The organism is Hyphomicrobium sp. B1 (assembly GCF_049532635.1).
Lineage (GTDB): Bacteria > Pseudomonadota > Alphaproteobacteria > Rhizobiales > Hyphomicrobiaceae > Hyphomicrobium_B.
The window spans coordinates 3,344,221-3,369,719 of the sequence record NZ_CP134871.1; the positions used below are offsets into that span (position 1 = coordinate 3,344,221).

General features: G+C 59.2%; 22 protein-coding genes. 9 read left to right on the plus strand and 13 right to left on the minus strand.

Translation table 11 applies throughout. From position 1 onward, the window contains the following. Positions 1 to 14 precede the first annotated feature (14 nt). The 6 genes from tkt to RLW55_RS16040 all read right to left on the minus strand — a co-directional run bounded on the left by tkt (position 15) and on the right by RLW55_RS16040 (position 8,938). Positions 15 to 2,024, minus strand: a complete 2,010-nt coding sequence (gene tkt / locus RLW55_RS16015; RefSeq protein WP_423414714.1) for a transketolase — start codon at positions 2,022 to 2,024, stop codon at positions 15 to 17. Between the two features lie 164 nt (positions 2,025 to 2,188). After that, a complete protein-coding gene (locus RLW55_RS16020) occupies positions 2,189 to 4,048 on the minus strand; it encodes a monovalent cation:proton antiporter-2 (CPA2) family protein (RefSeq protein ID WP_409559805.1) in 1,860 nt (619 codons plus the stop codon). A 245-nt stretch (positions 4,049 to 4,293) separates the two neighbouring features. Further along, entirely contained in the window at positions 4,294 to 4,905 is a 612-nt protein-coding gene (locus tag RLW55_RS16025; RefSeq protein ID WP_423414715.1) for a PQQ-dependent catabolism-associated CXXCW motif protein, read from the minus strand. Between the two features lie 87 nt (positions 4,906 to 4,992). Next, the gene (locus RLW55_RS16030) at positions 4,993 to 5,955 is read right to left on the minus strand and encodes a substrate-binding domain-containing protein (RefSeq protein ID WP_409559803.1); all 963 of its coding nucleotides are present in this window, start codon (positions 5,953 to 5,955) and stop codon (positions 4,993 to 4,995) included. A 180-nt stretch (positions 5,956 to 6,135) separates the two neighbouring features. Continuing rightward, positions 6,136 to 6,825 carry a c-type cytochrome, methanol metabolism-related gene (locus RLW55_RS16035; RefSeq protein ID WP_409559802.1) on the minus strand — a complete coding sequence of 230 codons (690 nt, stop codon included), beginning with the start codon at positions 6,823 to 6,825 and terminating at the stop codon, positions 6,136 to 6,138. Positions 6,826 to 7,117: 292 nt separating this feature from the next. Next, a complete protein-coding gene (locus tag RLW55_RS16040) occupies positions 7,118 to 8,938 on the minus strand; it encodes a methanol/ethanol family PQQ-dependent dehydrogenase (RefSeq protein ID WP_423414716.1) in 1,821 nt (606 codons plus the stop codon). A 448-nt stretch (positions 8,939 to 9,386) separates the two neighbouring features. On the opposite strand from RLW55_RS16040, the gene RLW55_RS16045 reads away from it, so the two are divergent. Continuing rightward, positions 9,387 to 10,355 (plus strand): quinoprotein relay system zinc metallohydrolase 2, encoded by a 969-nt coding sequence (locus RLW55_RS16045; RefSeq protein ID WP_409559800.1) that lies wholly within the window; start codon positions 9,387 to 9,389, stop codon positions 10,353 to 10,355. Positions 10,356 to 10,412: 57 nt separating this feature from the next. Here RLW55_RS16045 and RLW55_RS16050 read toward each other — a convergent pair whose 3' ends face one another. From RLW55_RS16050 to RLW55_RS16065, 4 genes are all read right to left on the minus strand, one after another. Next, positions 10,413 to 10,787: a hypothetical protein gene (locus RLW55_RS16050; RefSeq protein WP_409559799.1), complete on the minus strand. Its 375-nt coding sequence runs from the start codon at positions 10,785 to 10,787 to the stop codon at positions 10,413 to 10,415. Continuing rightward, the gene (locus RLW55_RS16055; RefSeq protein WP_409559798.1) at positions 10,784 to 11,476 is read right to left on the minus strand and encodes a hypothetical protein; all 693 of its coding nucleotides are present in this window, start codon (positions 11,474 to 11,476) and stop codon (positions 10,784 to 10,786) included. The genes RLW55_RS16050 and RLW55_RS16055 overlap by 4 nt, the downstream gene beginning before the upstream one ends. 186 nt (positions 11,477 to 11,662) lie before the next feature. Further along, on the minus strand, positions 11,663 to 12,625 hold the full coding sequence (locus RLW55_RS16060; RefSeq protein ID WP_423414717.1) for a beta-propeller fold lactonase family protein: 963 nt from the start codon (positions 12,623 to 12,625) through the stop codon (positions 11,663 to 11,665). Then, a complete protein-coding gene (locus RLW55_RS16065; RefSeq protein ID WP_013947515.1) occupies positions 12,626 to 13,171 on the minus strand; it encodes an SRPBCC family protein in 546 nt (181 codons plus the stop codon). Positions 13,172 to 13,394: 223 nt separating this feature from the next. On the opposite strand from RLW55_RS16065, the gene RLW55_RS16070 reads away from it, so the two are divergent. From RLW55_RS16070 to RLW55_RS16090, 5 genes are all read left to right on the plus strand, one after another. Continuing rightward, positions 13,395 to 14,678, plus strand: a complete 1,284-nt coding sequence (locus RLW55_RS16070; RefSeq protein ID WP_423414718.1) for a formylmethanofuran dehydrogenase — start codon at positions 13,395 to 13,397, stop codon at positions 14,676 to 14,678. Between the two features lie 20 nt (positions 14,679 to 14,698). Beyond that, positions 14,699 to 16,363: a formylmethanofuran dehydrogenase subunit A gene (locus RLW55_RS16075; RefSeq protein ID WP_423414719.1), complete on the plus strand. Its 1,665-nt coding sequence runs from the start codon at positions 14,699 to 14,701 to the stop codon at positions 16,361 to 16,363. After that, a complete protein-coding gene (gene fhcD / locus RLW55_RS16080) occupies positions 16,360 to 17,265 on the plus strand; it encodes a formylmethanofuran--tetrahydromethanopterin N-formyltransferase (protein ID WP_409559794.1) in 906 nt (301 codons plus the stop codon). The genes RLW55_RS16075 and fhcD overlap by 4 nt, the downstream gene beginning before the upstream one ends. After that, the gene (locus RLW55_RS16085) at positions 17,265 to 18,077 is read left to right on the plus strand and encodes a formylmethanofuran dehydrogenase subunit C (protein WP_414462616.1); all 813 of its coding nucleotides are present in this window, start codon (positions 17,265 to 17,267) and stop codon (positions 18,075 to 18,077) included. Before fhcD ends, RLW55_RS16085 begins: the two co-directional genes overlap by 1 nt. A gap of 100 nt (positions 18,078 to 18,177) precedes the next feature. Next, positions 18,178 to 18,378, plus strand: a complete 201-nt coding sequence (locus RLW55_RS16090; RefSeq protein WP_423414720.1) for a hypothetical protein — start codon at positions 18,178 to 18,180, stop codon at positions 18,376 to 18,378. Positions 18,379 to 18,411: 33 nt separating this feature from the next. On the opposite strand, the gene RLW55_RS16095 is transcribed toward RLW55_RS16090, so the two are convergent. Together RLW55_RS16095 and RLW55_RS16100 are read right to left on the minus strand one after the other, a co-directional pair. After that, positions 18,412 to 19,158, minus strand: a complete 747-nt coding sequence (locus RLW55_RS16095) for a DUF1194 domain-containing protein (protein WP_414462615.1) — start codon at positions 19,156 to 19,158, stop codon at positions 18,412 to 18,414. Between the two features lie 266 nt (positions 19,159 to 19,424). After that, on the minus strand, positions 19,425 to 20,930 hold the full coding sequence (locus RLW55_RS16100) for an undecaprenyl-phosphate glucose phosphotransferase (RefSeq protein ID WP_409559791.1): 1,506 nt from the start codon (positions 20,928 to 20,930) through the stop codon (positions 19,425 to 19,427). Between the two features lie 405 nt (positions 20,931 to 21,335). Between RLW55_RS16100 and RLW55_RS16105 the strand changes: the two genes are divergently transcribed. The 3 genes from RLW55_RS16105 to RLW55_RS16115 all read left to right on the plus strand — a co-directional run bounded on the left by RLW55_RS16105 (position 21,336) and on the right by RLW55_RS16115 (position 24,213). After that, a complete protein-coding gene (locus RLW55_RS16105; protein ID WP_423414721.1) occupies positions 21,336 to 21,908 on the plus strand; it encodes a hypothetical protein in 573 nt (190 codons plus the stop codon). A 239-nt stretch (positions 21,909 to 22,147) separates the two neighbouring features. Further along, on the plus strand, positions 22,148 to 23,806 hold the full coding sequence (locus RLW55_RS16110; protein ID WP_423414722.1) for a L,D-transpeptidase family protein: 1,659 nt from the start codon (positions 22,148 to 22,150) through the stop codon (positions 23,804 to 23,806). Between the two features lie 224 nt (positions 23,807 to 24,030). Then, on the plus strand, positions 24,031 to 24,213 hold the full coding sequence (locus RLW55_RS16115) for a hypothetical protein (RefSeq protein ID WP_423414723.1): 183 nt from the start codon (positions 24,031 to 24,033) through the stop codon (positions 24,211 to 24,213). A 100-nt stretch (positions 24,214 to 24,313) separates the two neighbouring features. On the opposite strand, the gene RLW55_RS16120 is transcribed toward RLW55_RS16115, so the two are convergent. After that, the gene (locus RLW55_RS16120; RefSeq protein ID WP_423414724.1) at positions 24,314 to 24,970 is read right to left on the minus strand and encodes a GNAT family N-acetyltransferase; all 657 of its coding nucleotides are present in this window, start codon (positions 24,968 to 24,970) and stop codon (positions 24,314 to 24,316) included. Positions 24,971 to 25,499: the final 529 nt, after the last annotated feature.

Sequence of the window (25,499 nt, forward strand, 5' to 3'; positions counted from 1 at the left end):
TGCGTTTCAGTGCGTCACGAAGTTTTTCCGATCGCCTTGCGCGCAGCCGCTACCACATGCGCCGCGGTAATGCCGAAGTGCTCGTAAAGCTTCGACGCCGGCGCCGAAGCACCAAACCCATGCATGCCGATGAACACATCCGATTTGCGCAGCCATTCGTACCAGCTCTGCGGTACGCCCGCTTCGATCGCAATACGCGGTGCGTCTCCCAAAACTTCGTTCTGGTAGCTTTCGGGCTGGGCGCGGAACAATTCGAACGACGGCATCGAAACCACCGCGGCCTTGATCCCATCCTTCGCCAAAGTTGCAGCAGCTTCGGCAGCGAGACCAACTTCCGAACCGGTTGCAAGAAGCGTCACGTCGCGCGCACCTTCCGTCGGTGTCAGCACGTAGGCGCCTTTGGCACTGAGGTTCTGATCGCCTTTGGTGCGAAGGTTCGGCACGGCTTGGCGTGAAAGCGCTAGCACCGACGGCGTGTCGGCCCTGACGAGCGCCAACTCCCAGCACTCAGCCGTCTCGATGCCATCGGCCGGACGGAAAACATGCAAATTCGGAATGACGCGCAGCGCGCTCAAATGCTCGACCGGCTGATGCGTTGGCCCGTCCTCGCCGAGGCCGATGGAATCGTGCGTCAGAACGTAGATCACACGCTGCTGCATCAATGCCGAGAGACGGATCGAAGCCCGGCAGTAATCGGAAAAGACGAGGAACGTGCCGCCATAAGGTACGAACGAGCCCGACAGCGCGATGCCGTTCATCGCTGCTGCCATGCCGTGCTCGCGCACGCCATAGTGCATATAGTTGCCCGCGAAGTTATCGGGCGTAACGGATACATGATGTTTCGTGCGGGTGCCATTCGATCCCGAAAGATCCGCAGAGCCGCCGATGATCTCAGGCAGCACCGGAATGAGGCGCTCGATCGTCATCTGCGACCAGACACGCGTCGCGCGCTTGGCGCTGTCGGCCGCGAAATCGTTCTTCGCGGCGATGATCGCATTCGTAACGGTGGCCTTGAGATCGCGGCCCGAGACCAGTGCCTTCGTCGCGTCATCCGCTTTGGCTTCGCGCTTCGTCCAGTCGTCACGCACCCTCGCATGGCGGCTTCCGACAGCACGCCACGCCGACAAGATGTGTTCAGGGATTTCGAAGGCTTCGTATGGCCAGCCGAGCTGCGCGCGCGTGGCCTTGATCTCATCCGCGCCCAGCGCTTCGCCATGCGCCGACGATTTTCCAGCTTTGTTCGGCGAGCCATAGCCGATCTGCGTCTTGCACGCGATCAGCCACGGCTTCGAAGGATCGGCCTTCGCCGTCTTGATCGCTGCTGAAATCGCCGCCACGTCATGACCGTCAACGCGGATCGTATTCCAGCCGGACGCCTCGAAGCGCTTCACCTCGCTGTCCGACACCGCAAGGCTCGTCGCGCCGTCAATGGTGATCGAGTTGTCGTCCCAGAACACGATCAGCTTGCCGAGCTTCAAATGCCCGGCCAGCGAGATTGCTTCCTGGCTGATGCCTTCCATCAGGCAGCCGTCACCGGCAATGACATAAGTGTGGTAATCGACAAGATCTGAGCCGACACGCGCCGCGAGCAGCTTCTCCGAAATCGCCATTCCAACCGCATTGGCGATGCCTTGGCCCAGCGGCCCCGTCGTCGTCTCAATGCCTGGTGCATGACCATATTCAGGATGTCCCGCCGTCTTTGATCCGAACTGCCGGAAATTCTTGATCTCCTCGATCGTCATTTCCGGATAGCCGGTAAGATAAAGAAGCGAATAAAGCAGCATCGAGCCGTGACCAGCCGAGAGAACGAAACGATCCCGGTTGGGCCACTGCGGCGCGCTGGCGTCGAACTTCAGCGCTTCGGTGAAGAGGACCGTGGCAACGTCCGCCATCCCCATCGGCATGCCCGGATGCCCGGAATTGGCAGCCTGAACCGCATCCATCGAGAGCGCTCGAATGGCGTTAGCCATGTCCTTGAGGCTCGGCGTTGAGGATGTCTCCGCCACGACTTGAGCTTTGCTCATTATCTTACTTAAGTCCGTTCCGCTAAGCGCCGCTGGCGCGCTGTAAAGTGGTGGGACATTTACCGGGGGATTGCAGCGGCGTCTACCGCGCGCGCAAGGGTAGCGCACGGCAAAAAACAGGGCGTTTCAGGCCTCGCCGCCCCGCGACGGACCAAGTGTCACGCTCAGGACGCGATACCGCCCGCCTTGACCTTGCTCTCCCGCTGGCCCTTGGCGTCGCGTTGGGCCTTCTCCGCCTGCGCCAGCTTGGCCTCCTCGACCTCGTCTTCGCGGAAGAGCTTTTCGAGCATAGCCTGAGACGTCCGAGCCCGTTCCAAGAGCTTCTCGACATCGGTCGCAAGCTTGTAATCCTCGTTCAGACGCCGCTCGTCATGGTCGCGAAACGTCTGCACGGTGCGGTTCGCCACACGCTCTGAATACCCGAGACCAAGCATCAGCGTCCTCGTGAGATCGAGAGATGCCAGAAACGTCTCGCGCCGCATCGCAGCAACGCCGAGATCGAGCAGCCTGTAGGCATGCATGCGATCGCGCGCCCGCGCATAGATCGGCACATGCGGATAATGCGTCTTGACGATTTCCGCCGCACGCATCGACGCTTCCACGTCGTCGATAGCCAACACAAAGGCTTTCGCCTTGTCAGTTTGCGCAGCCTCCAGAACCTCCGGTCGACTTGCATCGCCATAGAAGGCCTTGTTGCCGAACCGTTTGACGAAATCCACCTGCTCGACGCTGATGTCGAGCGCCGTAAACGGCACGCCTTTGGCGCGCAACACGCGGGCCACTATCTGGCCGAACCGGCCGAAGCCAGCAATCACCACATGCCCATCGTTGTCAGGCAGCGGATCGAATGCCCGCATCTCGACCTTCGACTTCTTCGAAAATAGCCGGTCGACGCCCAGCAACAGCGGTGTCATCGCCATCGACAGCGTTACGATGACCGCCATGATCTGCGACGACCCACTGCCTAGCACACCCGCCGCTTGTCCCACCGACAGCAAAACGAATGCGAATTCACCGCCTTGCGAAAGCGCGAACGCAAGCCGTCGCGCCGGCCCCGAGTCAAGCCCCTGCCAGCGTCCGAGCAGATACAAAATGACCGACTTGACCACGATCAGGGTGAGAGTTGCCGATATGATCAGTGCCGGCGCCGAAATCAGCAGCCCGAGATTGAGCGACATGCCGATCGCGGTGAAGAAGATGCCAAGCAGCAAGCCCTCGAACGGCGCAATGTCGGCTTCAAGCTCATGTCGATAGCTGCTCTCTGCGAGCAGCGCGCCAGCGATGAAAGCGCCAAGAGAGGCTGAAAGCCCCACAGCTTCCATGATCAGCGTAATGCCGACGACCGTCAGCAGCGCTGCAGCGGTCATCGCTTCCTTGACGCGCGACAGGGCCACGAGGCGCAGCAACGCATCGAGAACATAACGACCTACGACCACGACCAGAACGATCGTCCCCAAGCCCTTCGCGAGCGCAAAATAATCGATCCCAGTATGGGTCTTGACTGCCGACACGGCGAAGTACGGCGCCAAAGCGATCAGCGGAATGGCCGCGATATCCTGAAACAACAGGATGGAGAACCCTAAACGGCCGTGCCGGGTCGAGAGCTCGCCGTTCTCTTCCATCACCTGAAGCGCGAATGCCGTCGAAGACAGCGCCAGCGCCGTCCCAGCAAACAGCGACGGCTGCCATTCGCTGCCGAGGAAGAAAATGCCGACGCAAGCCAGCGCAAGGCCTGTAATGGCGACCTGCAGCGTTCCGAGCCCGAAAATGGCCTGACGCATGGCCCATAGTCGCCGCGGACGAAGCTCCAGACCGATTAGGAAAAGCAATAGAACGACGCCGAATTCGGCGAAGTGCAGAACCTGCTCGGCGTCCTGCACGGAAAACATGCGCCCAATTCCGTAAGGACCGAGAATGACGCCGGCAACCAAATAGCCAAGCACAGCAGCTATACCGAGCCACCGTGCAAGCGGAGCAGCAAGCGCCAACGCGGCCAACAAGACTGCCAGTTCATTCAGTGTCACATCGTCCCCCGTTGTCGCGGCGCCCTCGCACGCTCAAGGCAATTTAAGCAGAGATCTCCAATACGCCACCCCGCACCGTTGTATGACAACCCAAATCTGGACCACCAATGAACGTGGACTGACTGACGCGCGCAGAATTTCACGTCTTGTCTCGCAGCAGGTGCGACACAGTGAAGTCAATGGATTATTGGCTATCGCCGAAGGAAATCCGCCGGTGATGAATTCAGAGATTTCAATCCGAAATTCTAAGGCAGCGGGTGCGCATCGACGACGAGGCCACCGATCTCTTGCCAACCGTCAGTACCATCGCGAAACCATGAGACATTGGTATAACCAAAGCCCAGCGCCCGTTTCGCGGCATTCCAGCTCATCCAGCAGTTTCGGAGACAGAAAAAGACCAGCGGTTTTGCCTTGTCCCCGGCTGTGAGCTTTTCCAGATTGTGCTTGAAATAATTCTCATACCCGGACGACAGCGCCCCATAGCCGACGTTCGGCAGCCAGACCGCATTTTCGATGGTCATGTGCGTAGTCTCCCGCCAGATCGTACCGGGCGGCAGCCCTGCGGGCTTCGGCGGATGCGGATAAACGTCGATAAACACCGCGTGGCCCTCGGACCAGACTTTCATGGCCTGGCTGCTTGATAGGACCGTAGCGCCCTTCAGCGTCAACGGCACCGGCGACCGATATTTGTCGGTGCGATAGCTATTCGGTTCGGGCGACGGCGGGCCGACGGGCGACGGCCCGGAAACGTCTTCGGCCAATGCGCGATCAACGGAGACGAGGGCAAGGCAGCCTAACGTACTTGATGCCGCGATCACCGCCGCCAGAAACTTTGGCAAGGCCGATTTCAGCGGCATCCGCGGATCTCCAATGGCAGCCCAAAGAATAGGCCCCGCACCGTCGCCAAACGATGAGCGGGGCCGATATCACTAATGCGTTTTTGCTTAGGGCGTAGCAGCCGCTGGTGCAGGTGTCGTCGCGGCCGCATTCGACGGCGCCGGCAGATCGGTTTCCGACTGTCGCGGCTTGGTGACCATCTCGGTCGATGTATCATCATCGACAAGCAATGGCACGCCGTAGTCGAGCAGCACCTTGTCGATGTCGGCGCGACGCTTGCGGATTACCTCATTGAGTCGCCGCTTCCAGTTGTCGTCTCCGTTACGCACACCCATCGTGATGCGGAACGCGATACGTGCAGCTCCGTTGTCTTTGACGAGGGGAACGACAACCAGCGGCTCACCGTCGCGCTTCGCCCAATAGGCTGCCATCGGTCCCCACAGAATACCGGCTGCAATGTCACCCTTACGGATATCATTCATCATGTCTTCAGCCGGGTTTTCATAGCGGCGATCGACGATCATCGGATAGCCGTGGACGTTGGCCATCAGTCCGTATTTCGCTGCAAGCGTAGCGCCAGCCGAGCCCTGCTGCATGCCGATGCGCTTTCCCTGAAGGCGCGGATCGCTGAGCGATTCAACGCCGTCGAGGCCGGTCCCCTTCTTGTAAATGAGCGCCGAGGTCGAACGATAAATGGCGTTGGTGTTGAGCACCATGTCGTCGCCTTGCCCCCACCCGATCACCAGATCGCAGCGCTTGGCGTTGAGCGTCATGCGAACGAAGCCCGTTGCCTTAGGGAACCACGTATAAACGACAGGAAGTTTCAGTTCGTCGCCGATAATGTTTGCGATCTTGTTTTCGAAGCCCTCGCCTTTCTGGTTCGAAAAGGGAAGATCGGCTGGGTCGGCGCAAACGCGAAGCTCTTTGCGATTGACGAGATCGGCCTTGGGAGTTTCAGCGGCCTGCGCCGCGCCTGCGAATGCAAAGATCATCGACACTGTCGTCGCGATCACTCCGAGCGCCAAAGTCGGCGCTGATAAGTTCGAAATCTTGAGCGCTTGTTTCCTCACGTGAGTAACCTTTTTGTTATGGCGGCGTGAACGTCGCGGCCCTTGATATGGACTGGGGGCACGTCGCGCTTGCGACCCGCCCCCGATCCATTGAATGCCGATAGTCCTGGGCTGCATCACGCGACACCGACGCGCGAGGCAGGCTTCTCATATGAGAAGGTCGGGAAAAACTTCCAGACCTCAGCCGGTGCAGTCGTCGGCAGCTTTCTTGGCTTCCGGCGAGATGTCTTCACGGCCATTCGGGCGACCCGGAGGGAGACCAGTCTTCGGATCGGTTGCGTAGTAGGAACGGGCTTTGATGTAGGTATAGATATCGTCGATGTAGCACATGATGTTCTTATCTTCGCCGAACGACGGCATGACGAACTCTGTGCCACCGCGGTTCACCTTTCGGCCACTCGAAACGGTCGCAATGAAGGTGTTATAATCCATCGTCTTCAGCGAATCGGCGAGAGCCGGAGCGAACGTGCTGCCTAGCGCGTTCGGACCGTGGCAAACGTGGCAGGCGTCGTGATAGCGACGGAAGCCGTTCCAGGTACCCCAGTCCACCATGTAGTCTTTCGTCACGACCGGCATAGGATCGCCGTCTTTGTTGCGATAACGGCCGTCTTCGAATTTGATGCCATCCTTCTTCGCCAGTTCACTGACAGGGTTCGGATAGACGGCATCGCCATCGGGCTTGCGCGAGCCCGGAGGCGGGGCGTTCGGATCGTCCGGATTGGGAGCGGCATCTTCCGCAACTTGCATCAGCTTCGCAGCGGGAGCCGCCGCGTGTGCTTCGTCAGTCTTCGTCTGCTCCTTCGCAGCGGCAGCGCCTGCAGCCCCGAACGTCATCAATGCGACTGCAAGTGTCTTAATCAACTTGTTCACGAGGATCCTCTTCTCCTGGATTGAATTGCGTGGGTCGCCACCGCCCATTGGTCTTTTTTATGGAGCCCTTTTTCCGAACGGACCCCTTGTTGCTGTCCGATAGAACAGTGCGCAGGATAAATACCTGCGCAAACTTGCCTGTTAGACTATTACAAATTGTCGCCCTCGTAGCAGATTGTGCCATTTTCTTGAAAGATGTTTTTTCGGCCACTGCATTAATTCGGCGCAATTTTCACGGCAAAGAGCCGGCACGGGTTGCCCCGCACCGGCTCCTGTATGTCTAGGATCGAGCCTATGGGAGAGCGAACACGGTGAGCGAGCCACCGAGGTTCGTGTACTCCGAGAGGCCAGCGTAGCCACCAACGGCACCGAGACCGTCGGTCGGGTTCGTCAAGCCAGCGGCAAGACCGATACCGGCCCAGCCACCAACGCCCGAGAACACGGCTACGTACTGCTTGCCACCCTGCTCATAGGTCATGGCGTTGCCGATGATGCCCGACGGCGTCTTGAACTTGAACAGTTCCTTGCCGGTCTTCTGGTCGACGGCTTTGAAGTAGCCTTCGAGCGTGCCGTAGAAGGCAACGCCGCCGGCCGTCGTCAGAGCACCTGACCACACCGAGAACTGCTCAGGCTTCGACCAGACGATCTTACCCTTCGTTGCGTCCCAAGCGATGAAGTTACCCATACGCTCCGGCTTATCCGGGCCAGGGAACATCGAAAGCGTGGCGCCGACGTAAGGCTGACCAGCCGTGTACGAGACCTTGAACGGTTCGTAGTCCATGCAGACGTGATTCGTCGGCACATAGAACAGCTTGGTCAGAGGCGAGAACGCCGCTGGCTGCTGGTCCTTAGAACCGAGAGCCGCAGGGCAGATGCCCTTCGTGTTGAAGTCCGCGCCGTTCGCAAACGTCGAGTACTTCTTCACGCGGATCGGACGGCCATAGTTCGGGCTCGACTTGTCGAGATCGATGCCAGTCGCCCAGTTGACGATCGGATCATACTTCTCGGCAACGAGCGGTTCGCCCGTCTCGCGATCCCAGGTGTAGCCGAAGCCGTTACGGTCGAAGTGAACCGCAACCTTGCGCTCCTGACCCTTGATGTCGAGGGTGGCCAGGATCGGCTCGTTGATGCCGTCATAGTCCCACTCGTCGAACGGCGTCATCTGGTAGGCCCACTTGGCGATACCGGTGTCGACGTCGCGAGCGAACATCGTCATCGACCACTTCTGGTCGATCGGCTTGCCATCCGGTCCCGCACGCTGAGCGGGGTTCCAGGTCGAGGGGTTACCCGTTCCGTAGTAGATCAGGTTGAGGTCCGGATCGAAGGCCATGTAGCCCCAGGTCGAACCGCCGCCGATCTTCCACTGATCGCCGTTCCAGGTCTTCAGAGAAGAATCCTTGCCGACCGGCTTGCCGAGCGACATGGTCTTCTCCGGATCGACGAGGATGTCGGAGTCAGGACCCATCGAGTAGGCGCGCCACACCTTTTTACCGGTGTTGATGTCGTAGGCGGTGACGTGGCAGCGAACGCCGAATTCAGCGCCCGAGATACCGATGATCACCTTGTCCTTCGTGACGAGCGGAGCACCCGTGCCCGTTTCGCCCTTCTTCGGATCGCCGTCAACGACCTTCCACAGTTCCTTACCCGTCTTCGCGTCGAGAGCGACGAGAGCGGTATCGGCCTGATGGAGGAAGATCTTGCCTTCGGCATACTGCACGCCACGGTTGACCGTGTCGCAGCACATGACGGGGATAACGGACGGATCCTGCTTCGGCGTGTACTTCCAGATGATCTTCTGCTCGTCAGCGAGGTTCAGAGCATAGACGATGTTCGGGAACGCCGAGTGAAGGTACATCACGTCGCCGATCACGAGCGGGCCGCCTTCATGGCCGCGAAGAACGCCCGTCGAGAACGTCCAAGCCACTTTCAGCTGACCGACGTTTTCGGTCGTGATCTGGTCCAGCTTTGAGTAGCGGGTACCAGCATAGTCACCGGACTGAATTGCCCAGTTGTTCGGATCGCTGGACAACTTGATCACATTCTCGTTCGCCCATGCGGACGCCGAGAATGCGGCAGTTGCCAACAAACCGCATGCGAATGCACTTTTGCGCATCGCGCTTCCTCCGTTTAAGACAAATGTCTTGCCACGCTTGCAAGTCGATCCCGCGAACTGCCGATATCTCCCAAATCCGATCTCAGGTTTTGCGGGATTTTTTCCCGTCTTTGCCCGGCCGGAGCAGGAGTTCTTCACGAAACCGTGTAGAAACCGGTAGTCCGCGTGAACGGGGGGCATGTAGACACTTTTTTTTTCAAGCCGCAACACGAAGTGCGACGATCATTCTCGTGCGGCAAATTAGGACAACCCTTCTGACCCAAAAAACCCCTGTGTTTATGGGGGAAAATTGCGTCGCAACAAAAATGGTGCGCTGCACGTCTAATTGTTCCCGAATGTGAAAATCGCGGCGTCCGATCACAAAAACTCGCGCTTTCGTGAAGGGCGTAAATTCAAATGCCGCGGAAAGAGGCGCATACTAGGAGCTGCAATCAATTGGCTCGCATGCATGACCGATTATCCCTTCATCGTTGGAAAACCTTCCCGAAAAGACTTTCTCCGAGGCGCTGCGCTGACAGCACTGCTGCCACTCCTGCCCCAGATCTCGCGCGCCGAGGCTGAACGGATCGGAGTTCTTGAAATCGCTCCAGGAATTTTCGTTCACGTCGGCAAATACCAGCTCGTGAACAAGGCCAACCGGGGCGACATTTCCAATCCGTGTTGTATCGTCGGCTCGGAGGCGGCTGCCGTCATCGACACCAGTGGATCATTCGCTATGGGAAGCGATCTCCACGCCGCCATCAAGCAGATCACGGACAAGCCCATTCGCTACGTGATCAACACGCACATGCATCCCGATCACGTCATGGGCAATGCCGCCTTCAAGGCGCCGAACCTGGAATTCGTGGGCCATTACAAGCTTCCCGCCGCACTTTACGCGCGTAAGGAAAGCTATCTGGCGAATGCCCGCGAGCGCCTCGGCGAAGCCGCCTTTAAAGGCACCGAAATCATCCCGCCGACGGTGCTCGTCAAAGACACTCTCGAACTCGACCTTGGCAGGCGTGTCCTGACGCTCAAGGCCCGGCCGACAGCTCACACCGACAATGACTTGACGATCCACGACCAACCGACCGGGACGTTCTTTTTAGGCGATCTCTTGTTCTCGGGGCACATTCCGACGCTCGATGGCTCGATCGTCGGCTGGCTCAAGCTCATTCCCGAACTGATGCAGGAAAAGGCCGAGCGCGCCGTCCCAGGCCATGGGCCAAAGTCCATGACGTGGCCTGACGCCATCCTGCCCGTGCAGCGCTACCTGACAGTCTTGGCAACCGACGTCCGCAAGATGATCAAGGACGGAAAAACGCTCGAACAGGCCGTCGCGACTGCGGCTCAGTCCGAGCGCGATAAATGGGCCCTTTTCGACGAGCACAATCCGCGCAACGTCACGGCGGCCTACACCGAGCTTGAGTGGGAATAAAAGACGATGCCGTGCCCGGCGGCCGGTTCCCCTTTGGGGCGTCGCCGGGCACAAACATCAAAAGCAGCGCAGTTCGCCTTCAACCTGCGCGCGGCGCAGGTTTTTGACCTTTTCCTGGAATTCCGGCGCGTGGGTCCACGCGACGTTCTCCCCACCCTTCAGGCCGACGGAGATGAGCGTCTCGGCTTCTTCATACTGCGCATAAGGCAGAATGTTTGCGATCTCGTCGATCGAGCACGAGCACTTCTCGAGCATCGGCCGCGTCTGGCCATTTACGGCCATGCACGCGTAAACATAGTCGGCGCGCGCAACAGTCGGATAGTCGTTGGCCGGCAATTCCTGCGCCCACAAATGCGTCGTGAAACCTGGAACGAGAATCGCCGCAATCGCGAGAAAACCGCTCGCGCCGGCATTCACAAGACGGCTTTTCATTTGACGTCTCCTACACCATCAAGGGTCAACGTCTCTTTGAGCGACGGACCTTTTTTGTCGTTGTTCGTATAGTCCGAAACCATCTTCGCAAAATAGCCCGGGATCTTGTCCGATAGCGCAATCGTGAATACTGAGCCCTCGAAGCCGTTCATCCGTGCCTTCGCCGGATCGTTGATATAGGGCGTGAGGCTCACGCGATAACCATCGATGGATTGCCCTTTGTAGTCGATCTTTACCGGCGCAATCTTCGCGTCCTGCGCCAAGCTCTTCTTGAACATGTTCTTGAGATAGGCGCCGTCGCCACCGGCAAGAAGCCTGAAATGCGCCACCGCATCGTCGAGATAGACGACGAGCATCGGATTGCCGTCCATGTCGGTGATTTCTTGCGGATCTCTCGCGCGGTCACCCGAATAGATCTGCAGCCGAACGTTCTTTTTGCCCGGAGCGCCATCGCTCTCGACCGTCAGCGTAATGTTATCGGAAAAGCCGGGCCCCAAGGCCTTTGGATCCGATGGCGTGCGCTCGAACTTGTAGACGAGGTTCGTACCCGGCGCGACGGACGCAATGTGAGGCCGTTCGAACAGAATGTCGGCCGGCTTTGGAGTTTCCTCCGCCGATAGGCTGGCCGACGCCATGCACATTACCGCAAGAGCTGCCAGACCGGCATAACGGAATGAAAACTTTGACATAAAGGGCGATCCTCCTAGATCGTCTAGGTAATTTTTCCCGGCTATTTAGCGGGACATGGATCGCTTGAACAGAGATTGAGAGAAATCTGCCAAACACCGCAGGGCCGCTTGCCGGGTTGCAAAACATCCTGAAAGTTGCCGGAAGAACGGCAACTCACAACTTACAAGCCGGTAACCCTGCAAAATTTAACGAAGAAACTTACCGAAGGCGCGCGGCCCGTCAGCGACGGCTGCCCTCCCCGTAACGGCGAGCTTCACGGGATCGATACGAAGCAAAACGTCTTCGCCCCAGCATGAGACGTAAACATTTTTTTCGCCGGGATCGGCTTCAATCCCTTCCGCATGATCGCACGTGTCGATCCGCTTGACCGGAGCGAGCGTTGCCAGATCGAAAACCGTAACCGTCCCTCCGTATTGGTCCGTAACGAACCCTTTCCCCTGCGCGAGCGCCACAGCATAAGGACGGCGTCCTGTCTTGACGCTGCCAACGACTTTCCGCGCTGCAATATCAATGACGGTTGCGTCGTCGCTCTTCACGTTCGCGGTATAGGCACGCTCGCCACGCGCGTCGATCGTAATGCCGAAAGGACGCTTGCCGACCGGAATTGATGCCAGCACCTTACGGCTCGCAACATCAACAATCGAAATTGCATCGCTGTCGCGATCCGCAGACAGGAGCAATTTTCCGTCGGGCGTCACGGCGAGGCCGGAGGGCGAGTCACCGACCCTGATCTCCCCAACCACGGTCAGGCTCTGCGTATCGATGATGCGAACTTTGTGCGTATACCAGTCGGCGACGTACACCTCCGGCCGCATCGGATTGGCTGCGATCCCGAGGGGGCCGCCGTCAAGGAAAAGCCGCCGCTGCACCTTGCGCGCAACGGCATCGACCTCGATCAGCTCCTTGCTGTCGGGCGCAGTGATGTAAGCCGTCGCCTTATCGGGAGAAAGCGCGATGCCGGCAGGCTTGCCGGTCACAGTCAGCCGCGCCGTTTCCTTCATCGTATCGAGATCGACAAAGGACAGCGTATCGGACGTCTGATCCGTCAACAGTGCTTCGTGCGCCGACGCAGGCAAGGCCATCGCGCATACCGCGATCAGGCCTTGCCCAAGCTTCAAAAGGCGCAATTTACGTGCGTTTTTACGCACTCAGCCGCCGCTCTCGACCTTCTTCTTCAGGTCCTGGAGACCTTGCTTGTAGAGGTCCGTCACGGCCTTGAGCGCCACTTCGTCCGTCAGGTTCGGCGGCGGATCGTTCAGCATGTAGCCGCGATAGAAACCACCCCACCACGTCACTGTCGACTTATCGGCGCCGTCAGCTTCAACCGTAATGTGCGAGGAGTAATCGTTGACGGGTAGAACCTTCACATCGACCTTCGTGATCTCGTAGGCGTACATGTGATCTTCCGGGTTGTACTTGTCGAGCATCTCTTCGACCGTACCACCGTTCTTGAGTGTGAGTGTACGCGTGGCGTTAACTTCGTTGCCGCCCTTGCCTTCGGTCTTGGCGACGATACCAAGCCAGCTCATGTCCTGGAAGTTACCGACAACTTTCCAGACTTTGTCGACGGGCGCGTTGATCTCAATTGTTTCCGTAACCTTCTGGCGGCTCGGACCATGTGCCCAAGCTGCCCCAGCGAGCGAGAGCGGCGCGAGTCCGACGATCGTTGCGGCGATCACCAAGCGTTTCAGCATACATTTCCTCCGGAGATTTCTGGTGTGGGACCCAGCCCTGAGCCCGACAACGAGCGGGCGGACATTATGCGTGTTCAGCATCGACGGAAAGACGGCAAAATGTGTCGCATTCGATCTGCCCCGTCGCTGTGCTTGACCGTTAGCGTCGCGTTGTTTTACCTGCGCCGGCGTACTTTGGTCGAATCCCGCGGCCGAGAGGCTCTGGGTCCATGAGGAGCTCGATTTGGAATCCGAAAAGTCGAGGAACGGCGCGAACCATTTTGAGAACGTCCCCTGCCCGTTTTGTGGCATCCTTTGCGATGATCTCGATATCGGCCCTTCCGGTGATGGACTGAAAGTCCTCAAGAACGGCTGCGTAAAATCTGTTGCTGGTTTCGAGCGGCCGCTCAGCGAGCCGAAACCGCAGGTCGATGGCAAGGACGTTACGCTCGACGAAGCCGTCGCTGCCGCTGCCCGCCTCATCAATGAGAGCCGTCTGCCGATCTTCGGCGGCCTTGGCACCGACGTCGACGGCATTCGCGCGGCCATTGCCCTAGCTGAAAAAGGCGGCGGCATCGTCGATCATGCGCTGAGCGATGGACAATATCGCAATTTCCGTGTGCTCCAGTCGACGGGCTGGGTTTTGACGACGCTGACGGAAGCCCGCAACCGCGCCGATCTCTTCATCGTTGCGGGCAGCGATATCCATCAGCATCACCCGCGCTTCTTCGAGCGCATCGTGTGCAACGAAGCCTCGATGTTTGCTGACGATCCGCCGAAGCGGACAGTCGTGTTCCTTGGCGATCAGCTCGACCAGTCCGCAGTAAAAGGCAAACGCATCGGCGAAGTTCTGTCGCTGCCCGTTCAGCCCGATCGTATCGCCGAAATTCTCGACGCTATGCGCGCCATGAACAAGGGCGGCACCGTCTCGGGCGATAGCATCGGTGGTCTGCCGCGCGCCGCCGTCGAAGATCTCCTCGCGCGTTGTAAAGCAGCGAGCTACGGTGTTATCATCTGGGCGCCGCCGAGCTTGACCTTCCCCAATGCTGATCTCACCGTCCAGGCGATCTCCGAGTTTGTCAAAGAGATCAACCTGACCTCGCGGTTCGCCGGCCTCTCCCTTGGCGGCCATGACGGCGCAACGTCCGCCGGCGCGGTATGCAGCTGGCAGTCAGGCTTCCCGCTGCGCGTATCATATGCGTCCGGAAAACCCGACTATGACCCCGAGCGCTATTCGGCAAACCGTTTGCTCGCGGCGAAAGAAGGCGATCTCCTGTTGTGGCTCTCGTCGTTCTCGTCGAACATTACGCAGCCAGAGACGGACGTCCCGACGATCTTCCTCGGCGCACCTGGCATCAAGCCGTCGCGCACACCGAAGGTCTATATTCCGGTGGGCACGCCGGGCGTCGATCACGCCGGCACAATGGTGCGCGTCGACAATGTCGTCTCTCTGCCGTTGAGACAACTTCGCCAGTCGACGCTTCCGCGCGCGGCTGACGTCCTCGAAAAAATTGAAGCTGCCCTCTAGGCACAATTCCGAGATCGCGAATGCTCATCAAGCTCACCGGCGGCAAAGTCTACGACCCCGCGAATGGGGTCGACGGCGAGGTCCGCGATATCTTCATCGAGGATGGCCGCATCGTCTCCCCGGATCCGAATGCCAAGGTCGCGCATGAATACGCGCTCCACGGCAGAGTGATCATGGCCGGCGGCATCGACCCACACTCGCACATCGGCGGCGGCAAGATGACGATCGCCCGAATGATGCTGCCCGAAGATCATATGCACGACACCGTTGCACGCACGGATCTGACGCGCGCGGGCGTCGGCCATGCCGTCCCGTCGACGATGCTGACCGGCTATCGCTACGCCGAAATGGGCTACACCGCCGCGTTCGAACCGGCGATGCTGCCCGCCAACGCCCGCCAAGCGCACATGGAGATGGCCGACACGTCGATCATCGACAAGGGCGCCTTCGTCATGCTTGGCTCGGATGACTTCTTCCTGCGCCAGGTCGCAGGCAAGAAAGACTTCTCCGCAATCAAGGATTATATTGCCTGGACGATGCACGCGGCACAAGCGATCGCCGTCAAGGTCGTCAATCCGGGCGGCATCAGCGCCTTCAAGTTCAATCAGCGCAAGCTCGACCTGAACGAGAAGCACGTCTACTACGGCGTCACCCCGCGGGATATCATCGTCACGTTGGCGCGCGGCCTGAAGGAACTCGGCGTTGTCCATCCGCTGCACGTTCACGGCTGCAACCTGGGTGTACCAGGCGGCTATGAAACGACGCTTGAGACGATCAAGGGCGCGGAAGGCCTGCCGATCCATCTCACGCACATTCAGTTTCACAGTTACGGAACCGAAGGCGATCTGAAGTTCTCATCGGCGGCGGCCCCCATCGCGGAAGCGATCAACGACAATCCGAACGTCTCGTGCGACGTCGGTCAGGTCATGTTCGGCCAGACGTGCACGGCTTCCGGCGACTCGATGCGCCAGTTCGTGACCTCGCGTTCTGCAAGCCCGAAGAAGTGGGTCGTGATGGATATCGAGTGCGACGCCGGTTGCGGTGTCGTACCGTTCAAGTATCGCGACAAGAGCTTCGTCAACGCGCTGCAGTGGGCGATCGGTCTGGAACTGTTCCTGCTGGTCAACGATCCGTGGCGCCTGTTCCTCACGACCGACCATCCGAACGGCGGCCCATTCACCTGGTATCCGCACCTCATCCGCTTGCTGATGGACAAAGCCTTCCGCAACGACATGATGCAGAAGATCAACCCGGACGCGCTGAAGTATTCGACGCTGGCCTCGCTCGATCGCGAATATTCGCTCTATGAGATCGCGATCATGACGCGCGCCGGCCCGGCACGCAGCCTCGGCCTGAAGGATCGCGGTCACCTCGGCATCGGCGCCTGGGCCGACATCACGGTCTATGATGACAATCCGGATCGCGAAGCAATGTTCACGACGCCCGAATTGCTGTTCAAGAACGGCGAACTCATCGTGCGCAACGGCAAGATCATCAAGGTCGTCAACGGTGCAACGCACGTCGCGCGGCCGTCGTACGATCCCTCGATCGAAAAATCTCTCAAACCTTACTTCGAAGATTATCACACGATCCGCATGGATAATTTCCGCCTCTCCGATGACGAGATTATCAACGGTGGCCGCGGCTCGCTGATCATCCAACCGACCGGGGCGCGCGTAGCATGAGCAAGACCGTTAACGGTATCTCGATCGACGATACGTTCGCCGAAGCCTTCGGCATGAGCGGCACCGGGATCATCATCACCGCCGACTCGATGAAGTGGGCGAAAATAGCGGCGACGGTTGCGACAGGCTTCGGCACCTCCGTTATCGGCGCCGGCGCTGAATGCGGTATCGACAAGGAACTGTCGGAGGACGAAACGCCTGATGGTCGTCCCGGCGTTCGCATTCTGATCTTCGGATTTTCGCCTGATGCCCTGCTCCCGCAGGTCCGCAATCGTATCGGCCAGTGCGTGCTGACGAGCCCCGGCTCGGCTTGCTATGCGGGCCTCAAGGCCGAAAAGACGATGCCTCTCGGAAAAGGCACGCGTTTATTCGGCGACGGCTATCAGACGGCTAAAAAACTCGGCGATAGCCGCTACTGGCGCGTACCCGTCATGGACGGTGAGTTTATCATCGAGGAAGACACTGGCGTCACGACGGATGCTGTGGGCGGCGGCAACATGTTGATCGTCGGCCGCGACCGCAAAGGCCTTCTCGAAACGGCAGAACACGCCGTCGAAGAGATCGCCAAGATCGACGACGTCATCACGCCGTTCCCCGGCGGCATAGTTCGTTCCGGCTCGAAGGTCGGTGCGAAATACGCCGGCATGCACGCCTCGACTAACGACGCGTTCTGCCCGACGCTGCGCGGCACGGTCAAACACAGTGAGCTATCACCTGATACCCTCGCCGTGCTCGAAATCGTCATCGACGGTCTGACGTCCAAAGCCGTCGCCGACGCCATGCATGCAGGTCTCAAAGCCGTGACGGATGTCGGCGCCAGCCGCGGCGTTACGCGGATCACCGCCGGCAATTACGGCGGTAAGCTCGGACAGCATCATTATCATCTGAAGGATCTGATCTGATGAGCGGCCTCACGCTGCGCTTCAAGGCGCCCGCGACGGAGCGGATCACTCTCGACGGCATCACGCCATCTAAGCTCGCTGCGCTATCGGCACACGAGATCGGCAAGCTAAATGTCGGCATCGAAAAGGGCGGCGTCGCCCTAGGTGACGCATTCGATATTTCCGGCAGCGCCGGCGACACCTTGACCATCGAAGGCGCAACGTCGGAGATTGATTTCGTCGGCGGTGGCCTCGATAGCGGCACGATCCGCGTCATCGGCAATATCGGGTCGTTCGCTGCGCGCCTGATGACCGGCGGCAAGATCGAAGTTCGCGGCAATGTCGGTGACTATCTGGCGTCGGGTTCCACCGGCGGCATGATCCTCGTTTCCGGCAACGCCGGAGACAATCTTGGCGGCGTCGCGACCGGCGATCGTTTCGGCATGCTCGGCGGTACCGTTGTCATCGAAGGCAACATTGGCGCCCGCGCCGGAGACAAGATGCGTCGTGGCATTATCGTCGTCAAAGGCAAGACCGGCCCTGGCGCCGGTTCGCGTATGATCGGCGGCACCATGTGGGCGGAAGGCGGCTTCGGTGCCGAACCCGGTCTTATGATGCGCCGCGGCACACTGATCGGCCCGAGCGTCGAAAGCCTGCTGCCGACGTTCGTCGATTGCGGCAAACACGATCTCGTGATCTTGCGCGTCATCGCCCGCTATCTGAAGGAAACGCTTGGCCATCTCGCGCCTAAGCCCATGCCCTTGTTTGTCCAGAAGATTGGCGGTGACACCGCCACGATTGGACGGGGCGAAATCCTATTGCCTGCGGCTTAGCTGCCGGCCTTTGCGGTTGCCGACATAAGAAACGGATTCCCGGTGCGTAGCGTCTCAGTATGATGACGCTTCAACGACGCATCGCCCGGGAAACCTCGCCATGATCGCCCTCATTTTGTCGGCTTGCTTGACGAACGATCCAAACGTCTGCCGCGACTATAAAATCCCGATTGATGCGGACGTCGACGCAAGAACGTGCATGGCGCATGCCCAGCCACAGTTCGCCCGATGGTCTGCAGATCATCCCGGCTGGACTGTTAAACGTTGGCATTGCGGTCCGACCAGCGAAGATAAAATCTGAGCTATCAAGCGGCCTGATTGTCAGCCTTCTCGATTATCGGCCTGACGTGGCGATCGAATACTTTTGCGAAGCCACGCTGCTGACTTCGATGACGAACTTCTGCCGGATCGCCCGCTCGAAATCACCGTAACCCAGCGCCGGCAGAACGAAACTGCTCGGACCGCCCATAACATGCTCGCGATACCATTGTTCGAGCGGCGGCTTCCCCCCGGGAACGGCCTTCGGCAGCAGTGCTGAATCCTCGGGCGTGTCGAGCAAGATCGGCAATCCGTTGATCGTCACGCCATTGCTGACGAGTTCGTTGCGGACTTTATCGATCGGCTCCTCGGCATTGCAATTGTCGGGGCCGTCGCCCGAAACGTCGATGATGATGCGCGAGGCCTTCGCGGGAATCTGCGGCACGATCTTGTCGTTCGCAGATCGCAGCATCCGCGTCATGCAGGTGAATTCCCCGCCCTGCTGCGGCAGGGATCGCACGCGCTTCGCCGCAGCCAATGCGTCAGCCTTGTTCGCAATCCTGATCCACGGAATGACGAACGACGGCGTGTCGGCCCACGTCACCATGGAAAACAGAATGCCGCCCGCCGAACCGCCGGTAATGGCATCGATGACGCCGGGATCTTCCAGCGCCTTCGCAATACCTTCCATCTGCAGCTTATAGCGGCCTTCGTCGACGGAGTTCGATACGTCGACAGACACAACCAGCGCCGTATCAACCGGCGGCCCTTCTTGCGCGTTGGCAGACGTCACAGCGAAGCCAACACCGGCGACAATAGCCAAGATCGCTGCGATGGTCGCTCGTCCCTGTCCGACAAAATTAAAAATGCGAGGCTCCTGCAGGCGCGAGCGCGGCGCGAACGCCGAATTCCTACCAAGCTAGCAAACAGGCATGATTGCGCAAGCCATCTGCGCCAGTCGTAATACTCGCGCTTGCTACGCGCCATTTCTTCACTGAAGAGGCATCCTTGTGCATCGCCACATATTTTCTCCGTCGCGCGAGAGAGCTCGGACTAGGCCAAAAGGTCGATAAGGCTCACGACGAAACGCTAGTAAGCGTTCCTGCCCGTCAGCAATGAAATCGGCGTCATCGCGATGATGTAAAGATCGAGGAGCACCGACCAATGGTCGATGTAATAGAGGTCGTGCTCGACGCGCCGGACAAGCTTCTCGTGGGTATCGGTTTCCCCACGCCAGCCGTTGATCTGCGCCCAGCCGGTGACACCCGGCTTCATGCGGTGGCGCGCGAAATAGCCCCGCACGACATTTTCGTAGAGATCTCGCTCCGCGCGGGCGCCCGTTGCATGCGGCCGCGGTCCAACGAGAGACATCTGCCCTTGCACTACGTTGATGAGCTGCGGAAGCTCATCGAGACTCGTGCGCCGAATGATCCGGCCGACACGAGTGACACGCGGATCATCGCGCGTAACGAGCTTGCTCGCCGTGGCGTCCTGCTGATCGACATACATCGAGCGGAACTTCAGGACTTCGATCAGCTCATTGTTGAAGCCATATCGCTTCTGCCGGAAGAAAATCGGTCCGCGGCTTTCGAGACGGATCGCAATCGCGACGATCGCCATGATTGGCGACGCCAGAATCAATAGCAGAGAACCGATCAGCCGATCTTCGACCGCCTTGAGCATATGATCCCAGTCGCCGAGCGGCTTGTCCATCGCCGCCAGCATCGGCACCTGACCGATGAAGCTATAGGCTCGCGAGTTGATCCGGAGCTTTGAATTCAGCGCCGAGATCCGTACATCGACTTGCAATGCAAAAAGCTTGTCGAGAATCTGCATCAAACGCTCTTCGGCGCGCGCCGGCACCGTAACGATCAAGAGATCGACACTCGACTTGCGGCAGAAGTCTGCCAGGTCTTCGAATGTCCCGAGCCGCGCGACACCTCCGAAGTCGCCGGCTGAGCGATCATCTTGCCGGTCGTCGAAGATGCCCAGAATGCACAAGTGATTGTTCGGGTCGTTGTTCAACTCGCGGATAAGATGCTCCGCATCCTTACCGCCGCCAACTATGACCGTCCGACGGACCAGGACGCCCGCGCGTGTCAACCGACGAGCCACCAACGCCGCAACGAAACGCACGAAACACAAAAGGATGGCTGACAACTCCATCCATCCACCGACGTCCTCCGGCGACACCGACGTCTCGCCCGCAAGAAAAATCACGCCCGATACCGCGAGAGAGACGACGGCAACGGAAATCAGAACCTTCCAGACTTGCTGCACAAACTTGCGGAGAGATGGAATTGTATATGACCACTGCACGCGCAGCGCGGCAATGAACAACCCGGCCACAAAGACCGTCGCCCAGAAGCTGCGCCACGTGGGCGTGAAAGATTCATGAAGTAGTAAGTTGACCAGCGGCCAAGCGGCCATCACCGACAGGGCGTCGGCGCATGCGACGGCGAATAGCAATTTTGGCCGTGAGGCGTTGCCACGGCGGTCGAAAAACAGCGACCTCAGCCGAGGCGCCCACTCCGACACGTGAGCCGAAGCATCCTTCTCGAAAATGGATCGGGCTCGACCCGTTTCCTCAATCATTGCGCAAACCGCGTACCCGCCAACTGCCAAAATGGGCATACGCGCATGCCAGTGAGGCTCTGGTAAATGAAAGCGCCGGAGGCATCCGTAGAATAGAAAAGGGTCACAAAACAAAATCGGCACGGCAAAGATAACGTAATTGTGTGCCGCAAAATGATACGCTCGGCCGCGGTCCTTTGATCTCGACATCAATCCTGATGCGCGGGCTGTTCCCTTGGGAACAGGTAACCCCGCCACCGCTTCCTACCTTATGGCTAACGGAGAGACGTTCCGTTCGTCGGCCTTCCCGACCCGACGCAACTGCGCCCCCACGCACGTCCCTGAAGCCTCAGACCTGCGCGCGAAGGCCCCGTCACTCGACGGCACGAAGGCCGAATGCACTCGCATCTGATCAAGGAGACAGCAATGTCGAAACGATTCTTATTTCCGCTGGTCGCCGGAGCTTTCGCTCTAGCTGCCGGCGCCTGCGCCGCGGTGGCGGGGCCAATAACGCCACTAACAACCCTGACGTCAGGCGACGTTCAAGGATTCCTCGTCCCAGTGCACGCCGGTGGCGGTGGCGGGTTTGGAGGCGGTGGTGGCGGCGGCCACGGCGGGGGCTTCGGAGGTGGCTTCGGTGGCGGCGGAGGCCACAGCGGAGGCTTCGGGGGCGGAGGCTTTCATGGCGGTTTTGGCGGTGGAGGGTTTCACGGTGGTGGGTTCCATGGTGGCAGCTTCGGGGGCTTCCACGGCGGTCACCTTCACGGTGGACACATGGCGGGACGATCGCACGTCCGCACCCAGTCTCTGGCCCGCGCGAACCTAAATCGCGGTCGCCATTTCCATCACGGACATGGACACGGTCATCACCACCGTCACCGCTTCTTCATCGGCGGCTATCCCTACTTCTATTATGACGACGGCTACTATGATGACGACTATGGCGACGATTGCTGGTGGAGCAGCCGCTATGATCGCTGGGCCTGCCCGGATTATTGAGCGCAACTGATACCCAATTTGGCCAGCGCCCCCGAACCTTTTCGTTCTGGGGCGCTTTCCCTATCGGCCGTCAAGCGATGGTCTTGATTGGTCGTTAACCTGTATTCTGAGGTTTTCGAGCCACACGCCCTGGCAGAGACAACGATTACGGAGCATGCGCTAATCAATAGGCAACCTGATTGAGATTATGTTGGAGGCCTCTGTTTTCTCGCATCAGCTGCATATTTAAGGTCTGACAAATGTTCAGTTTGCGTCTTCAGTGGAAGCGTTCGATCGTCCGGTTGGCAACCATCGCGTTATCAACCCTGGCCATCAGTGCCGCCCTTACCCCCGCAGACGCCGGAAAACGCAATCAGCGCCCTATCGAAGAGGCGGCCCGGGAAACCCTATCCGGCCCTCCCGTCATCGCGATCGTCTCCATCAAAGATCAACGCGTTACGGTCTACGACGCAAACGGTGGCTCTATGAGCGGCCGGGTATCGAGCGGCCGCGACGGCTACGAGACTCCGGTTGGTGTCTACAGTGTCCTTCAAAAAGAAGAAGAACACTATTCGAACCTCTACGATGACGCCTCGATGCCCTTCATGCAGCGGATTACATGGTCGGGCATTGCCCTGCACGCCGGTCAGTTGCCCGGCTATCCCGCGTCCCATGGCTGCGTTCGCATGCCCGACAGCTTTGCCCAGCGCCTTTTCCCGCTGACGAAACTCGGCATGCGTGTCGTTGTTGCTTACGATGACGTCGCGCCGGTCGAGATTTCTCACCCGCTGCTAATGAAGCCGACGCCGCTGCAATCCGTCCAGACCGCGACGGCCATCCCGATGTCGTACCAGGATCCGATCGTGAACGATCCCGATTCCAGCCCGACGTTCTCTCCTGACCTACGCGCATGGCCGGAACGCCAAGTGGAACTCAATGCCCTGAAATCAATCGCCGAGGGCAAGCAGATCCTTGCCGACGCCGCCCTCGATCAGGCCAAGGAGATGGAGCAGATCATCGCCGACAAGAAGGCGCCCCGAGACAGGGCCGCGAAAGCGCTGCGCAAAGCCGAAGCGGTCAAAAAGTCCGCCGACAGCCGTTTGGCCGCGATCGACAAGCGCCTGGCGAACGCCAAGTCCGATAAGCTCAAGAAGAAATGGACAACAGAGAAGGAACGCGCCGCCAAGAAATCCGATGAAGCTGCTGCAAAAGTTGCTACGGCCACAGAAGCTTTGCAGGCCGCCGAGGCCGAGTTGCAGAAGGCAACAGATCAGGCCGCCCCGGCATTGGCGGCGCGAGATCAGGCGGTTGCCGTTCTCAATGAAGCCAAACGCAAGGCGTTGCCGATCTCCCTCTTCATAAGCCTGAAGACGCAACGGCTCTATGTCCGTCAAGGCAACGAGCCCGTTTTCGACGCGCCCGTCACCATCGCCGATCCGCAACAGCCTATCGGCACGCACGTCTTCACGGCCGTTGGATACAAAAATGGCGGCAAGGACGTCAGCTGGACGGCTGTTTCGCTCGAACACAGCGACAACGCCGATTATGCGTATAACGAAGACCGCCGGTATAGGCTCAACGATGCTAGCACGCCTCCCCCGACGAACGTGGCCGAAGCGAGCGCAGCACTCGATCGCATCACTATCTCGCCGGAGGTGTCCGCCAGGTTGAGCAGCGCCGTATGGCCGGGATCATCGCTGATCGTCTCGGACGAACCGATGAGCAAGGAAACCGGAAAAGCCACGGATTTTATCGTCCTCATCAGCACTGAACCTCAGGGCGGCATCAAGAAGCGGCCGAAGCAGTTCTTCCGCAACGATAATTTCATGAGCGACAGCGCCGATGACTACTACTACGGCTATGATCGCTACGGGCGCCGGGCCTATCCTCGCCAACGATCAATGTTTGGGTGGTGGTAAACGATCTTGAATCTTGGCGTGCCTGCGATGCGCCGCGGATCGATTCAAAGTGGCGTCCGCCTTTGCGGCCGGACAGGTTGCGATCAAGCCCGTTAGCGGCGGTGCCATGACGTTCCCCGTGCCAATTGCCCTGAGGGTCGCTCCGACATATGCAGGCGGCGTATTCCTTGAAATTGCCGCGAGAAAGATATTGCCTCCCGGAATAAGGGCCGGGAGGAACCACAATGAACGCGCACGAACGTCTTCCGAACGACATCTCCGCATTGGGTGTTATCGAGCAGCTTCGGGACGCCCTGAAGTTTGCCGACAACGAGCTTCAGAAACGCTGCGTCATCTCAACTAAGGTGCGGGAGGCACTCGACTTAGCGGAACGCATACTTGCGAGCGCCCAGCACCGGTACGACTGACCGGAATAGGCATTGGCATAATCGAACGACGGCCGGCGACGGAACCGCTGCCCCGCGCAGCGATGCGCTGTGAACTGCACCGACCACCATGCTCGGATCGTCAGCGGCGAAAGCAGCCAAGGCGCCAAGACCGCCGCATGCGAGCCATCAACACCGAGCTATGCGACAGAAGTCGATCCCAGACGCCCAGATTCACCGTCTCGTCGAACAACTCTTCGAATTCAGCGCGACGGCTAAGGCCTAGTCGGCTCCGATGCGGATAATAAAAGACCAGGGCGGGCGAACGCCGCCACCAAACCTTGAATTCTGCGTCCGACATATTTTTCGGTGAGACCGGCCAAAGCAGCCCGCCGATCTTGGCCATATCGGCCGTGATAAGATCGTACACCGCGGTCGCGATGCCCTTGCGCTGACAAGACCGCGAAACCTCGGCGCTGCTGATGACGCAGATGCCGTTCTTCGGCTTTACGATATCGCAAAACCCGATCGGCTCCTCGCCGATGATAGCCGACAGCTCCGTTCGGAAGACACGATAGACTACACCGACGTCGGACTTTCCACGGCTCACGAAGAAAAGCCGCTGGCTTTTCGTCATCAACTCAACGATCGGCTCCTGGCGAATAAGGGTGACCAGCCGCCTATCGACGTCGTCCGATTCCTGAAGTGTCTTCGTGCGCTGCGCTAAGAGACGCGAATATGTCGCCTCAGCCTCATCCAATCGCCCCGAAACGATCACGACGGGAGTATCCTTTTGCAATACTGATGGTTTTTAAAGTCAGCTTGGAAATGAGTGCCGATTATTGCGCCCCCAATCGCTCCCGATCCGTTAACGCCGGGGCTAGCTCCTTCGACCAGTTAAAACTTCGGTTTCTGACGATGCACGCATCCTGGAACGACCGTTAAGGCTGCCCCCACCCGGCCCCATCCCGCCTCCGCCAGCGGAAACAGCCGGAACGATCCGCAAAGCCGGCCGTTTTTCAGGTCGAAAGCGCCAGCCGAAGGTGAACGGCGGGCCTCGCCCGAAAGCCCTACCGCGACATTTCGGCGACCCCGCACGCGTAATCGTCGCGTTGGTGACAAATCCCCTAAGAGCCTATAGAGGGGGCATCGATTGTCTCTTTTTGTGCGCCGCGTCGGGATAAACCTCCGCGCCGGTGGCAATCAAAAAGCTCAATATTTCGGCCGGGCCAGTCGTATACCGTGATTGGGCGTCGGACGGCGTGCGTGCCCATTTTGCCTGTTGCGGCAGACATTCCCGTTCCTGGCAACTGCAAAAGGACTACGAA